The sequence below is a fragment of the Nocardioides sp. Soil796 genome (assembly GCF_001429525.1).
Classification (GTDB): domain Bacteria; phylum Actinomycetota; class Actinomycetes; order Propionibacteriales; family Nocardioidaceae; genus Nocardioides.
Map to the genome: position 1 here is coordinate 1 of NZ_LMSQ01000021.1, position 13,575 is coordinate 13,575.

Annotated in this window: 13 protein-coding genes and 1 tRNA gene; 9 read left to right on the plus strand and 5 right to left on the minus strand. The window is 69.1% G+C overall.

Annotated elements, in window-relative coordinates; translation table 11 throughout:
• Window positions 1–131: 131 nt before the first annotated feature.
• Genes ASH02_RS22860 through ASH02_RS22875 form a run of 4 tightly spaced genes read right to left on the minus strand, consistent with a single transcriptional unit; the run spans window position 132 to window position 3,280 of the window.
• A complete protein-coding gene (locus tag ASH02_RS22860) occupies window positions 132–569 on the minus strand; it encodes a Fur family transcriptional regulator (protein WP_056680953.1) in 438 nt (145 codons plus the stop codon).
• Window positions 556–1,542, minus strand: a complete 987-nt coding sequence (locus tag ASH02_RS22865; RefSeq protein ID WP_056680950.1) for a metal ABC transporter permease — start codon at window positions 1,540–1,542, stop codon at window positions 556–558. The genes ASH02_RS22860 and ASH02_RS22865 overlap by 14 nt, the downstream gene beginning before the upstream one ends.
• A complete protein-coding gene (locus ASH02_RS22870) occupies window positions 1,542–2,357 on the minus strand; it encodes a metal ABC transporter ATP-binding protein (RefSeq protein WP_082563735.1) in 816 nt (271 codons plus the stop codon). The genes ASH02_RS22865 and ASH02_RS22870 overlap by 1 nt, the downstream gene beginning before the upstream one ends.
• Window positions 2,351–3,280, minus strand: coding sequence for a metal ABC transporter substrate-binding protein (locus tag ASH02_RS22875; protein ID WP_057295522.1), 930 nt, complete (start codon window positions 3,278–3,280; stop codon window positions 2,351–2,353). Before ASH02_RS22875 ends, ASH02_RS22870 begins: the two co-directional genes overlap by 7 nt.
• 155 nt (window positions 3,281–3,435) lie before the next feature.
• Here ASH02_RS22875 and ASH02_RS22880 point away from each other — a divergent pair, with 155 nt between their 5' ends.
• From ASH02_RS22880 to ASH02_RS22920, 9 genes are all read left to right on the plus strand, one after another.
• Window positions 3,436–3,744 carry an antibiotic biosynthesis monooxygenase family protein gene (locus ASH02_RS22880; RefSeq protein WP_268793394.1) on the plus strand — a complete coding sequence of 103 codons (309 nt, stop codon included), beginning with the start codon at window positions 3,436–3,438 and terminating at the stop codon, window positions 3,742–3,744.
• Between the two features lie 94 nt (window positions 3,745–3,838).
• Complete coding sequence (locus ASH02_RS22885) at window positions 3,839–5,236, plus strand: glycine--tRNA ligase (RefSeq protein WP_056680941.1); 1,398 nt, start codon at window positions 3,839–3,841, stop codon at window positions 5,234–5,236.
• Between the two features lie 48 nt (window positions 5,237–5,284).
• Window positions 5,285–5,938, plus strand: a complete 654-nt coding sequence (locus ASH02_RS22890; RefSeq protein ID WP_156388700.1) for a hypothetical protein — start codon at window positions 5,285–5,287, stop codon at window positions 5,936–5,938.
• Between the two features lie 186 nt (window positions 5,939–6,124).
• On the plus strand, window positions 6,125–7,267 hold the full coding sequence (dusB, locus tag ASH02_RS22895) for a tRNA dihydrouridine synthase DusB (protein WP_056680936.1): 1,143 nt from the start codon (window positions 6,125–6,127) through the stop codon (window positions 7,265–7,267).
• A gap of 154 nt (window positions 7,268–7,421) precedes the next feature.
• Window positions 7,422–8,285 (plus strand): hypothetical protein, encoded by an 864-nt coding sequence (locus ASH02_RS22900; protein ID WP_156393600.1) that lies wholly within the window; start codon window positions 7,422–7,424, stop codon window positions 8,283–8,285.
• Between the two features lie 253 nt (window positions 8,286–8,538).
• Entirely contained in the window at window positions 8,539–9,780 is a 1,242-nt protein-coding gene (locus ASH02_RS22905) for a deoxyguanosinetriphosphate triphosphohydrolase (protein ID WP_056680965.1), read from the plus strand.
• A 117-nt stretch (window positions 9,781–9,897) separates the two neighbouring features.
• Window positions 9,898–11,817: a DNA primase gene (dnaG, locus tag ASH02_RS22910; RefSeq protein WP_056680930.1), complete on the plus strand. Its 1,920-nt coding sequence runs from the start codon at window positions 9,898–9,900 to the stop codon at window positions 11,815–11,817.
• Window positions 11,814–12,317, plus strand: coding sequence for a hypothetical protein (locus ASH02_RS22915; protein WP_056680927.1), 504 nt, complete (start codon window positions 11,814–11,816; stop codon window positions 12,315–12,317). Before dnaG ends, ASH02_RS22915 begins: the two co-directional genes overlap by 4 nt.
• 78 nt (window positions 12,318–12,395) lie before the next feature.
• Window positions 12,396–12,471, plus strand: a tRNA-Asn gene (locus tag ASH02_RS22920).
• A 152-nt stretch (window positions 12,472–12,623) separates the two neighbouring features.
• Here ASH02_RS22920 and ASH02_RS22925 read toward each other — a convergent pair.
• Window positions 12,624–13,568, minus strand: coding sequence for a Dyp-type peroxidase (locus ASH02_RS22925; RefSeq protein ID WP_057295524.1), 945 nt, complete (start codon window positions 13,566–13,568; stop codon window positions 12,624–12,626).
• Between the last annotated feature and the right edge of the window lie 7 nt (window positions 13,569–13,575).

Consider the following 13,575-nt stretch of genomic DNA (forward strand, 5'->3'; position numbering starts at 1 on the left):
CATACCTCGGCATCCACAACACCACCCAACAGGGTTGAGTTGCTTAGACCGATTGATTCCGCCGGGGGCAAAGTGTCAAGAAGGGCGCACAAGTGCGGCCGTCTCGAACGCCGTACCGAGCCGGGCGACCGTCAGGAGCAGGCGGCGCAGGTGCCGAAGATCTCCAGCGTGTGGCTGATGTCGCGGTAGCCGTGCTCGGCGGCGATCGCCTTGGTCCACCGCTCGACCGTCGGGCCCTCGACCTCCACCGTGGCGCCGCACGACCGGCAGACCAGGTGATGGTGGTGTGAGTCGGAGCAGCGCCGGTAGGCGGCCTCGCCGTCCTCGGTGCGGAGCACGTCGACCTCGCCGCTGTCGGCGAGCAGCTGCAGAGTGCGGTAGACGGTGGCCAGCCCGACCTTCTCGCCCGAGTCGGTCAGCAGCGAGTGGATCTCCTGGGCGCTGCGGAAGTCGCCGAACGTGGAGAGCACGTTGGCCACGGCCAGGCGCTGCTTGGTCGGGCGCCCGCCGGCCACCGGGGTGGTGCGGGGCTCGGTGGTGGGCTCGGTCTTCGGCTCAGTGTTCGTCATAGTGCACTCCGTGGGGGGCGTGGCGGTGACCGTCGTGGACGTAGTCGACGTGGTCACCGTGGGGTACGGCGGTGTGCCCGCAGTTCTCACCGTGTTCGTGGGGGTGTTCGTCGATCGCGTCATGGGCCAGCGGCGCGAGCTCGTCGAACGGCTGCCGCTGGCGGCGACGTCGACGCAGCCACATGCCCACCGGCCAGGTCAGCACGAAGCAGGCCAGCGCGAGCAGCACGATGGTGGGTCCGGGCGCCACGTCGAAGGCGACTGCCGAGACCATGAGTCCGCCGAAGGACGCGCCGACGCCGAGGCACATCGCGGCCAGCAGGGTGGCCCGGAAGCTGCGGGTCAGCTGCTGGGCGGTGGCCACCGGCACGATCATCAGCGCCGAGACCAGCAGCAGGCCGACAGTGCGCATCGCCACGGTCACCGTGACCGCGGCCAGCACGGCGACCAGCACGTTGTAGACGCGGATGTTGAGCCCGGCGACCCGAGCGAACTCCTGGTCCTGGGCGACCGCGAACAGCTGGGGTGCGAGTCCGACCCCGAGCAGGATCACGATGGCACTGAGCGCCATCGTCACCCATACGTCCTGTGGCGAGATCGTGGTGATCGACCCGAACAGGAACTCCTGGAGGCGGGCCGCACTCTGTCCGGCCAGGCCGGTGATCATCACACCACCGGCGATGCCGCCGTAGAACAGCAACGCCAGCGCGACGTCGCCGTTCGCGTGACCCTTCTCGCGGATCACCTCGATGAGTACGGCGCCCAGGATGGCCACCACGACCGCCGTCCAGGTCGGTGAGGTGTTGGTCAGCAGGCCGAGTGCCACACCTGTGACGGCGACGTGGCCGATGCCGTCACCCATCAGGGCGAGGCGGCGCTGCACCAGGTAGGTGCCGACGACCGGCGCGGCGAGTCCGGTGAAGACCGCGGCGATCATCGCGCGGATCATGAAGTCGTAGCCCAGGATGTCCATCAGTGGTGCTCCCGGTGGCGGTTGAGGCCGAGTTGAGGCGTGTGGTCATCGACGACGGGCACCACGTGGTGGTGGCTGTGGCCGGCGCCGAACAGTGGCCCGTGCACCTCGTGGTCGGCCAGCGGCGGGCCGTCGTACGCAATGCGGCCGTCGCGCATGACGATCGCGCGGTCGACCAGCGGAGTCATCGGGCCGAGCTCGTGGGCGACCAGCACGACGGTCGCGCCGCGGGACTTGAGCGTCTCGAGGGCGAGGGCCAGGGCCTGCTGGTTGGGCAGGTCGACGCCGGCGGTGGGCTCGTCGAGGAAGAACAGCTCGGGCTCGCCGGCCAGGGCGCGCGCGATCAGCACTCGCTGCTGCTGGCCGCCGGAGAGGGTGTTGATGCCGTCGTGGCTGCGATCGCGTAGCCCGACCACGTCGAGGGCGTCCTTGATGGCCTGGCGGTCCTTGCGCAGGAGCGGTCGCAGGAGGCGACGTCGGGTGAGCCGGCCCGAGGCCACGACCTCCCAGACCGAGACAGGGATGCCGCTCGCGGCGGTCGCGCGTTGCGGCACGAAGCCGATGCGATGCCAGTCGTGGAAGTCGGAGAGCTGCGCGCCGAACAGCGTCACCGATCCTCCGCCGATCCGCAGCAGGCCGGTCATGGCACGGACCAGGGTCGACTTGCCGGAGCCGTTGGCGCCCATCAGTGCCACGAACTCGCCACGCTCGATGCGCACGTCGATGTGACGGAGGATGGGACGCCCGGAAATGGCGACGGAACCGTCCTCGATCTCGAGGACGGTCCGGTCGCGGTCGGTGGGGTCGGTCAGCAACCGTTGGCCTTCTTGAGTGCGGTGAGGTTGTTCTCCATGAGTGAAAGGTAGTTCTCATCGGAGGTCTGGTCACTCAGGCCCTCGATCGGGTCGAGCACGGCCGTCTCGACGCCGAGGTCGTCTGCCAGCGAGTCGGCCGACTTCTTGCTGCCGAGGGCCTCGGAGAAGACGGTGGTCAGGTGCTCGTCGCGGATCAGCTTCTCCAGCTTCGCCCGCTCACCCGGGATCGGCTCGGCGCCGGGGGAGAGGCCCGTGATCGCCTCGAAGTGGAGGCCGTAGCGGCTGAGGTAGCCGAACGCCTCGTGGTTGACCACCACGGTGTCGACCTTGCAGTCGGCCAGCCCGTCGGCGTACGCCTTGTCGAGGGTCTCGAGCTCGGCGCGGAACGCCGCCGCGTTGGCGGTGAACTCGTCCTCGTGGTCGGGGTCGATGCCGCTGAGCTTGTCGGCGATCGCGTCGGCGAGGTCGGCCATCAGCAGGGGGTCGAGCCAGAAGTGCGGGTCGTGGTCACCGTGCTCGTGGTCGTGGCCCTCTTCCTCGTGCGCGTGGGCGTCCTCGCCGTTCTCGTGCAGGTCGATCACCTTGGCCGCGTCGAGGGTCTCGCCCTCCGCGTTCTGCTCGACGGCGTCGTCGACGGCGGGCTGGAAGCCGGTCTCGAAGATCACCAGTCCCGCATCGGCGACGTCGCCGGTCTGGCGCACGCTCAGCTCGACGTCGTGGGGCTCGCGGCCGGCCTGGACCAGGTTCTCGACCTCGAAGTGGTCGCCTGCCACGCGCTCGGCGGCGTAGGCCAGCGGGTAGAAGGCCGCGGAGACCTTCTGCTCGTCGACGTCCCCGTCGCCCGAGAGTGCACCGCATCCGGCAAGGAAGAGCGAAGCACTGACAACGAGGGGTACGGCGAAGCGCGCGGCAGGCAAGTTCATGAGAACGATTCTCAGCAAGATGAGAATGGTTGTCAAATCGAGTTCTCCGGGCAGGGCGGAACCTGTGCGGCCTTCTTGACGGCTCGCCCGTGGCAGGACGCGTGTGGAGCGACCGTAACCCCGCGTTGCATGGGAGATTGGGGGACGTGTTGGTCGTGAACAGGTTCCGGGTGTCCGAGCATGACGAGGCGAGCTTCCGGGCGCGGGTCGAGGAAGCGCACGCGCTGCTCGCGGCCTGCGCGGGCTACGTCGAGGGCACGGTCGGACGCAACGTCGACCAGCCCGACCTCTGGCTGCTCACCACGCGCTGGGCCAACGTCGGGTCCTACCGCCGCGCCCTGTCGTCGTACGACGTGAAGGTGGGGGCCTGGGAGCTGCTGGGCACGGCACTCGACGAGCCCAGCGCCTACGAGGTCGTCGAACCGGGTGGCGAGCTCAACGAGCCACTCGCCCGAGAGACCTGACCGCCGCGGCCCGACACACAAGTCGGGTGACACGCTCGTTAGGCTTGATCCTTCAAGACCGACAGCCAGTCGGCCGACCTTCCCAGGAGTTCCCGTGGCCAAGCCGCCCCCCTCGCCCGTCGACAACGTCGTCTCCCTCGCCAAGCGCCGAGGCTTCGTCTACCCGTGCGGTGAGATCTACGGCGGCACCCGCTCCGCGTGGGACTACGGCCCGCTCGGTGTCGAGCTCAAGGAGAACATCAAGCGCCAGTGGTGGAAGGCGATGGTCCAGGGCCGCGAAGACGTCGTCGGCCTCGACTCCAGCATCATCCTGCCGCGCGAGACCTGGGTCGCCTCCGGCCACGTCGACACGTTCAACGACCCGCTGACCGAGTGCCAGTCGTGCCACAAGCGGTACCGCGCCGACCACCTGCAGGAGGCGTACGCCGAGAAGAAGGGCATCGACAACCCCGACGACGTCGACCTCAAGGACGTCGCCTGCGCCAACTGCGGCACCCGTGGTGCGTGGACCGAGCCGCGCGAGTTCTCCGGCATGCTCAAGACGCACGTCGGTGTCCTCGAGGACGAGTCCGGCCTGGTCTACCTGCGCCCCGAGACCGCGCAGGGCATCTTCCTCAACTTCGCCAACGTGGTGACCAGCAGCCGGCGCAAGCCGCCGTTCGGCATCGCCCAGATCGGCAAGAGCTTCCGCAACGAGATCACGCCGGGCAACTTCATCTTCCGCACCCGTGAGTTCGAGCAGATGGAGATGGAGTTCTTCGTCAAGCCCGGCGAGGACGACGAGTGGCACAAGTACTGGATCGCCGAGCGCACCAGGTGGTACGTCGACCTGGGCATCAACCCCGACAACCTGCGCCACTTCGAGCACCCGCTGGAGAAGCTGAGCCACTACTCCAAGGGCACCACTGACATCGAGTACCGCTTCCGCTTCGCGGGCTCCGAGTGGGGTGAGCTCGAGGGCATCGCCAACCGCACCGACTTCGACCTGACCACGCACTCCAAGCACTCCGGCCAGGACCTCTCCTACTTCGACCAGGCCAACAACGAGCGCTACACGCCCTACGTCATCGAGCCGGCCGCCGGACTGAGCCGCAGCCTGATGACCTTCCTGGTCGACGCCTACCAGGAGGACGAGGCGCCCAACACGAAGGGCGGTGTCGACAAGCGCACCGTGCTGCGTCTCGACCCGCGCCTCGCGCCGGTCAAGGTCGCGGTGCTCCCGCTGAGCCGCAACGCCGACCTCTCGCCCAAGGCCAAGGACCTCGCCGCCGAGCTGCGCCGCAACTGGAACGTCGAGTTCGACGACTCGGGTGCGATCGGTCGCCGCTACCGCCGCCAGGACGAGATCGGCACGCCGTACTGCGTCACCGTCGACTTCGACACCCTCGACGACAACGCGGTCACGGTGCGCGAGCGCGACTCGATGTCGCAGGAGCGGATCAGCCTCGACGGCATCTCGACGTACTTCGCCGAGCGTTTGCTGGGCTCCTGACCAGTGTTTCGTCGTACGACGACCGCACCGTCGGTGCACAATGACGCCATGAAATCCGGAGTTCTTCGTCTTGCCGCGTTGTCCCTCGTCGCCGTCCTGGCCCTCGCGGGCTGTGGAGGCGGGGACGACGACAAGGACAACAAGGACTCCAAGGACGACTCGTCGCAGAGCAGTGACGGCTCGAGCACGCCCGAGGACGACGGCCTGACCGACCCCGGGTCGGCACTCGAGCTCGGCGAGCCGGCGACCTTCAAGTGGCAGGCCACCGCCAAGGTGTCCGGCCAGGCCGAGGTCACCGTCACCCGCATCGACAAGGCGCCGATCAAGGCGTTCAGCGGTTTCAAGCTGAGCGACGCGATGAAGAAGTCGACGCCCTACTACGTGCACCTGCGGGTGAAGAACGCCGGCACGTCCAACCTCGGCGGCTTCGAACCGCCGGTGTTCCTCGACAACGGCTCCTCGATCCTCTACCCGGCCGCGCACATCAGCGGATTCGCCCCGTGCGCCGACCGGTTGCTGCCGAAGAAGTTCGGGCCCAACGCCAAGCCCGCCTCGCTGTGCATGGTCTTCCTGGCCCCGGCGAAGACCGAGCTGCGCACCGTCGCGCTGCGCCCCGACGAGGCCCAGGAGCAGATCGACTGGACCGGTGACGTGACCGCGCCGGGCGCGAAGGCCAAGAAGGGCGCCAAGAAGAAGCGCTGACCCAACCGCGAACCGTGCCTTTTTGATGCGCCAACCGTGCGTCATTGATGCGCGAACCGTGGAAGATTGCGCCTCGAACTGTGGATCCTTGACGGGCACCGCAAGGACCCCCGGCTCGGCAATCACGATCCACGGTTCGCGCATCGAAAGCCCACGGTTCGCGCATTCGAGGGGTGGCAGTTCACAATGGAGCCCATGCAGCTGGGCAACCTGACCGTCGAGACGCCCGTCGTCCTGGCTCCGATGGCCGGCATCACCAACGCGGCGTACCGCCGGTTGTGCCTCGAGAGCATGCGCGAGCAGGGCGCGGACGGGCTCTTCGTCTGCGAGATGATCACCTCACGCGGCCTGGTCGAGGGCGACGCGATGACCAGGTCGATGCTGGTCTTCGACGAGCTCGAGAACACCCGCTCGGTGCAGCTCTACGGCACCGACCCGGTCTACGTCGGCAAGGCCGCGGAGATCCTCTGCGCCGAGTACGGCGTCGCGCACATCGACCTCAACTTCGGCTGCCCGGTTCCGAAGGTGACCCGCAAGGGCGGCGGGGGAGCGCTCCCGTGGAAGCGCGGGCTCCTCGGCGAGATCCTCGAGCACGCGGTCCGCGCCGCCGAGCCGTACGGCGTGCCGGTCACCATGAAGACCCGCAAGGGCATCGATGACGACCACCTGACCTACCTCGATGCCGGACGCATCGCCCAGGAGGCGGGGTGTGCGGCCATTGCGCTGCACGGCCGCACCGTCGAGCAGGCCTACTCCGGCCAGGCAGACTGGGAGGCGATCGCCGAGCTCGTGGCGCACGTCGACATCCCGGTGCTCGGCAACGGCGACATCTGGGAGGCCGCCGACGCGCTGAGGATGGTCGAGCAGACCGGTGTCGCGGGCGTCGTGGTCGGCCGCGGCTGCCTGGGCCGTCCGTGGCTGTTCCGCGACCTGGCCGCGGCCTTCGCCGGCGAGACCGTGGCTACGCTCCCCGTGTTGGGTGAGGTGGCCGCGATGATGCGTCGCCACGCCGAGCTGCTCAGCTCGCACATGGGGGAGGAGCGGGGCTGCAAGGAGTTCCGCAAGCACGTCTCGTGGTACCTCAAGGGCTTCCCGGCCGGTGGTGCACTGCGTCACTCCCTGGCCCTGATCGACAGCCTCGCCACCCTCGACGTCCTGCTTGCCGAGCTCGACCCCGACGCCGTCTTCCCGGTCGCCGAGCTGGGTGCTCCACGGGGGCGCCAAGGCACGCCACGCAAGCGGGTCGTGCTGCCCGAGGGGTGGCTGGACGACGCCGACGGGGCCGGCTGCGGCATGGAGGAGGACCTGTCCGCGGCCTCGGGCGGGTGAGGATCGGGTGAGGATCGGGTGACTCGGAACACCCTGTGAACAGTGTCCCCAAATGGGACATTTCCGGTTCGTTTATGTTTCACTCGATCTTCGTGCCCAGACGGACACCCCGTTCGGACACAGACCCTGTCAGCTATCGCAAAGGATCAGCGCTGTGGCAAATCATGGCCACAAGCGGGACACCAATGCCCGCAGCAAGCCCCGCCTGGTGACCATCGCAGCATCGGTCTCCACGCTCGCCACCCTCGCCGTCGTCGGCGTCGGAGTCCTCGGATCCGACCCCGAGATCAAGGAGGTCGTGAGCGCCAACCAGGCATCCATCGGCGGTGCTGCCCCCGAGCGCAAGCAGGAAGTCTCCCGTTCGAGCGGTCGGGCCAGCCTCGACCTCGACCAGCTGAGCGCCTCCGCGACGTACTCCCGCAGCGCGAACCGCCTCGCCACCCAGCGCGCGGTGAAGTCCGCCGACTCCAAGCTGTGGACCACCGAGGAACTGAACCTCTGGGACGCGCCCACCGACGGTGCGACCCAGGTCGGCAGCATTGACGCCGGCAAGCAGGTGCTGGTCACCGGGCGCGAGCAGAACGGCCGTACCGAGATCGTCGTCGGCGGCCGGTCGCGCTGGGTGACCGCCGACTACCTCGACGACGAGAAGCCCGTCGAGGGCATCGGCGGCGAGTGCACCAACGGCACCTCCGTGCCCAGCGGCGTGAGCCCCAACATCGTCAAGGTGCACGCGGCCGTGTGCGCGGCGTTCCCCGACATCACGACCTACGGCACGTTCCGCGGCGACGGTGAGCACTCGCAGGGCCTCGCCGTCGACATCATGGTCAGCGGCGACCGCGGCTACCAGGTTCGCGACTTCGTGCGCGAGCACTACGCCGAGCTGGGCGTGAACTACATCATCTACTCCCAGCAGATCTGGTCGGTCGACCGGTCGGGCGAGGGCTGGCGTGGCATGGAGGACCGTGGCTCGACCACGGCCAACCACTACGACCACGTGCACGTCACGACGTACTGATCTCTGACCCCGCCGAATGGCCGCAGCCCTCGTGGGCCGCGGCCATTCGTCATTCTTCGGGCGGCGCGAGCCCGGCCGCGGACCATCCGACGGGTAAGTCGGGGTCCGGATGTCCTCTCCTGAGCGTGCGAGGACATGAGAGATGCAGAGGTCACCTGTTCGACGGTCCGTTCGACCGGTCTGTGGTCCGGGGTGCACGACTTCCGCACCGGCGCCCCCGACCGTGGGCGGGTGGCACTACTCTCGGGCCGTGATGGAGACCAACGAGTACGACGAGCGCGACCGCGAGCGCCTCGTCCCGGAGCCGCCGAAGCGGGTCGACGCACCCGTGCGCACGCCGTTCGAGCGTGACCGGGCCCGCGTGGTCCACGCGGCGGCGTCCCGGCGCCTGGCCGCCAAGACCCAGGTCGTCGGCCCCCAGAGCGACGACTTCGTCCGCAACCGGCTGACCCACTCTCTCGAGGTTGCCCAGATCGCCCGCGACCTGGCTCGGGCGCTGGGCTGTCACCCTGACATCACCGAGACCGCTGCCCTGGCCCACGACCTGGGCCATCCGCCGTTCGGCCACAACGGCGAGCAGGTGCTCGACGCGCTCAGTGAGCCGTGCGGAGGCTTTGAGGGCAACGCCCAGACGCTGCGACTGCTGACCCGCCTGGAGTCCAAGACGTTCGACGCCGACGGCCACTCGGTGGGGCTCAACCTGACCCGCGCCACGCTCGACGCCTGCACGAAGTACCCCTGGCTGCGCGAGCGCCCGGGCACCAAGTTCGGGGCGTACGCCGACGACCTCCCTGTCTTCACGTGGATGCGCGACGGTCGCACCGACCGGCGGCGCTGCGTCGAGGCGCAGGTGATGGACCTGGCCGACGACGTGGCCTACTCCGTGCACGACGTCGAGGACGGCATCGTCGCCGACCGCATCGACCTGACCGCACTCGCCGACCCGGGCGCGCGACGCGAGGTGTGGCAGACCACCCGCGAGTGGTACCTCCCCGATGTCTCCGACGACGCCCTCGGCAGGGCGCTGGCCCGCATGCAGACGCAGGGCAGCTGGCCGCAGGCGCCGTACGACGGCTCGCGTCGGTCGCTGGCCGCCCTGAAGAACCTGACCAGCGACCTGATCGGCCGGTTCTGCGGCAGTGTGCAGACCGCGATGGTGGCGGCCTACGGCACCGAGTCGTTCGTGCGCTACCGCGCCGACCTGGTGATCCCCGACGAGACCCTCCTCGAGATCGCCGTGCTCAAGGGCATCGCCGCGCACTACGTGATGCGGTCCGACGAGCGCCTCGAGGTGATGGCTCGCCAGCGTGAGCTGCTGGCCGAGCTGGTGGCCGCGCTCGTCGACCGGCCCGACCGGCTGGACGCCGCGTTCGCCCACGACCACGCCGAGGCGCCCGACGACGCCGCCCGGCTGCGGGTGGTGATCGACCAGGTCGCCTCGCTCACGGACTCCTCGGCGCTGACCTGGCACCGCCGCTACGCCATCGGCGACTGAGACCCTCGAAGCAGGCCGTCGGGACCCTTGACGGTCCGCTGGGCCGGGCCCTCGATTCTCCACAGCTCCCGTCGCCCGGCCAGTGCGTCCAACGGTCCCCGACGTAGACTCCGCGACGTGGCAGGACGGATCAGGGACGACGACATCGCGGAGGTCCGCGAGAAGGCTCGCATCGACGAGGTCGTGTCCTCCTACGTCACGCTCCGCAACGCCGGCGGCGGCTCGATGAAGGGCCTGTGCCCCTTCCATGACGAGAAGTCCCCGTCGTTCAACGTGAACCCGGCGCGCGCGTTCTTCCACTGCTTCGGGTGCCAGGAAGGCGGCGACGTCTTCAGCTTCCTGATGAAGATCGACGGCATCACCTTCAGCGAGGCCGTCGAGCGCCTGGCCGACAAGTACGGCGTACAGCTGCGGCGCGAGGACGGCGGCGCACCCACCCCGCCGCGTGGCCCGCAGCGCAGCCGCCTGATCGACGCCCACAAGCAGGCGCAGCTCTTCTACGCCGAGCAGTTGGCCACCCCCGACGCCGTGGTGGCCCGTCAGTTCCTCGACGGCCGCGGCTTCGACCAGGACGCCGCGGCCACCTTCGGCGTCGGGTTCGCCCCCAACGGCGGCGAGGTGCTGTTCAAGCACCTGCGGCAGAAGGGCTTCAGCGAGGAGGAGCTCGTCACCGGGGGCCTGGTCGGTCGTGGGCGTGGACTCTACGACCGGTTCCGCGGACGCCTGCTGTGGCCGATCCGCGACGCGTCCGGCGACGTGATCGGCTTCGGTGCCCGCCGCATCTTTGACGACGACCGCATCGAGGCTAAATACCTCAACACCTCTGACTCACCGATCTACAAGAAGTCCCAGGTGCTCTACGGCATCGACCTGGCGCGCCGTGAGATCGGCCGCACCTCGCAGGCCGTCGTGGTCGAGGGCTACACCGACGTGATGGCCTGCCACCTCGCCGGCGTCGGTACGGCGGTGGCCACCTGCGGCACCTCGTTCGGCGACGACCACGCGCGCGTGCTGCGCCGGTTCCTCCACGACCACGACGAGTTCCGCGGTGAGGTCATCTTCACCTTCGACGGTGACTCCGCCGGCCAGAAGGCGGCCCTTCGCGCCTTCGGCGGCGACCAGAACTTCGTCTCCCAGACCTACGTCGCGATCGAGCCCGACGGCCTCGACCCCTGTGACCTGCGCATCAAGAAGGGCGACGAGGCGGTCCGGGATCTCGTCTCCGGTCGCGTACCCCTCTATCGCTTCGTGCTCGGCAACGTGCTCTCGCGCTACGACCTCGACCGCGCCGACGGCCGCATCGATGCGTTGCGCGAGGCTGCCGTCCTGGTGAGCAGCGTGCGCGACAAGTCGAAGATCGACGCGTTCGCCCGCGAGATCGCCTCGTCCATCGGCGTCGACGTCGACGAGGCCCGCACAGAGGTACGCCGGGCAGCCGCGCGGCAGGGGAGGGTCCAGAAGCAGGCACCGGGCGGCGCCATGGGCCGGGCCTCGGGTGCTCCCCAGCGCACCGCGGCGCCGGTCAACGACCCGTCGAAGCCGCAGCAGCCCGCCGCGCCGCCGCTGCCGAACCTGCGCGACCCGCGCTTCGCGATCGAGCGCGAGACCCTCAAGCTCGTCCTGCACCACCCCGAGGTCGTGGTGCGCTCGGCGCGCGACGTCACACCTGCCGACTTCACGCACCCGACGTACCGCGGGGTGTGGGAGGCGATCCAGGCCGGTGGGGGACCCGAGAGTGCGAAGGACGGCTGGGCGGCCGGGCTGCGTGACCACGTGAAGGAGCCGGCCGTCGCCGCGGCCCTGACCGAGCTGAGCGTCGAGCCGCTGCTGTCCAAGAAGGAACCCGACCTCGCCTACGTGCACGCGCACGTCTACCGGCTGCGCGAGCTGACCGTGCTGCGCAGCATCGCCGACGTGAAGAGCAAGCTGCAGCGCACCAACCCGGATGACGCGGAGAACCACAACGCACTGTTCGGCGAGCTGATGACCCTCGAGGCGCAGCGTCGCACCCTTCGTGATGCGGGGATGGGCACATGAGGCTGTTCGGCAACGCGCTGCCCGACGAGGTGCGCGCGGCGGACCTGCCGACGGGGGAGAAGGCCCTGGCCGGCGCGGTCGGCACGGACGGCGTCGTGCTGGTCGGCACCCGCGACGCGTTGTACGTCGGGGAGCGGCGCATCCCGTGGGAGACGGTCGAGAAGGCCGACTGGTCCCAGGATGCCTCCACCCTGACCGTGACCGAGGTCGGCTCCTGGGGTGAGGTGCGGCCGGTGCACGTGGTCCCTCTGGACGAGCCCGGGCGCCTGCTCGAGCTGGTGCGTGAGCGGGTCACGGCGAGCGTCGTACTCCAGCGGCACGTGCCGATCCGCGGCCGCCGCGGCGTCTTCGTGATTGCGCGCAGGGCCCCCCGGGGCGACCAGCCCGTGCAGTGGGTCTACGAGTTCGAGGAGGGCGTCGACCCCGACGATCCCGAGGTGCGGCGCCGTGCCGCCGCTGCCCTCGAGGTGGTGCGGGGCGAGGTCGGCCACGACCTGTAGTCGCTCGCAGGCGCGAAGGGAGGGGCTGATTTCGCACCTCCGCTGCGTCCTTGCTATTCTTCCCGGGCTGCCTAGCGGTCCCCTGTAGCTCAACTGGCAGAGCATTCGACTGTTAATCGGAGGGTTGTTGGTTCGAGTCCAACCGGGGGAGCCAACGAAGGGCCTCTGACTTGCGGAAACGCGGGCAGGGGCCCTTCGACATTTGACCCTGGTGCCAAGATCGTGGCGCCCCATCCCGCGGCAGGGTGGCGATAGTCCTTCCGGGACCAGTCCTTGTCCGCGGGCCGGCTGTTGATTGCGTTCCCATCACGTTTCCGATGCCGAGGGGCCGTCCTCCAGGAAGTCCGCGGGCGGCACGAAGAAGAGGCAGCCGGTGACCGCCGTGGAGAAGTCGAGGATCCGGTCGTGGTTGCCGGGCGGCTTGCCGACGAACATGTTGCGGAGCATCTGTTCCACGACGTCGGGACTGGCGGCGTAGCCGATGAAATAGGTGCCGAACTCACCCGATCCCACGTTGCCGAACGGCATGTTGTCGCGCATGATCTGCCGTTCGACACCGTTCTCGTCGACGATGGTGTTGAGGGCGACGTGTGAGTTGGACGGCTTCACGTCGTCCGGCATCTCGATGTCGCTGAGCTTGTGACGTCCGATCGCGCGTTCCTGCGCCTCGACGGGCAACGCATTCCAGGCCACCAGGTCGTGGAGGTACTTCTGCACGACCACGTAGCTCCCGCCGGCGAAGGCCGCGTCCTCGTCACCGATGTGGACGGCCGCCTCGGCCGCCGTGCCCTCGGGGTTCTCGGTGCCGTCGACGAAGCCGAGCAGGTCACGCTCGTCGAAGTAGCGGAACCCGTGCACCTCGTCTTCGACGTCGACCGCACCGTCCAGACGCGCCATGAGCTGCTGGGCGAGCTCGAAGCAGAGATCCATGTGCCGGGCGCGGAGGTGGAACAGGATGTCGCCCGGGGTCGCGACGGCCGTGTGCACGGCGCCCTGGACTGCCTCGAACGGGTGGAGGTGCGCCGGCGGTGCGACGTCGTACAGCCGGGGCCACAGCTCGGCACCGAGGCCGACCACGCAGCGCAGCTCGCCGTCCTTCGAGCGGAAGCCGACCGCGCGGGTGAGTCCCGCCACGTCCGCAAGGAGATCGCGTACGACGTCCTCGTGCCCCGCGCGCACGGTGACCACCAGGAAGATGGCCGCCTCCGCGGGAGGTGCGATCACGGCCTGTGAGACCGGCTGCTGCGTCATCGGACCA

Excerpts from the sequence above, each read along its gene's own strand:
- dusB (WP_056680936.1), top strand. The coding sequence starts at position 6,125 with ATGGAGCCCATGCAGCTGGGCAACCTGACCGTCGAGACGCCCGTCGTC.
- ASH02_RS22875 (WP_057295522.1), bottom strand. The coding sequence starts at position 3,280 with ATGAACTTGCCTGCCGCGCGCTTCGCCGTACCCCTCGTTGTCAGTGCT.
- ASH02_RS22915 (WP_056680927.1), top strand. The coding sequence starts at position 11,814 with ATGAGGCTGTTCGGCAACGCGCTGCCCGACGAGGTGCGCGCGGCGGAC.
- ASH02_RS22890 (WP_156388700.1), top strand. The coding sequence starts at position 5,285 with ATGAAATCCGGAGTTCTTCGTCTTGCCGCGTTGTCCCTCGTCGCCGTC.
- ASH02_RS22905 (WP_056680965.1), top strand. The coding sequence starts at position 8,539 with ATGGAGACCAACGAGTACGACGAGCGCGACCGCGAGCGCCTCGTCCCG.
- ASH02_RS22865 (WP_056680950.1), bottom strand. The coding sequence starts at position 1,542 with ATGGACATCCTGGGCTACGACTTCATGATCCGCGCGATGATCGCCGCG.
- ASH02_RS22925 (WP_057295524.1), bottom strand. The coding sequence starts at position 13,568 with ATGACGCAGCAGCCGGTCTCACAGGCCGTGATCGCACCTCCCGCGGAG.
- ASH02_RS22860 (WP_056680953.1), bottom strand. The coding sequence starts at position 569 with ATGACGAACACTGAGCCGAAGACCGAGCCCACCACCGAGCCCCGCACC.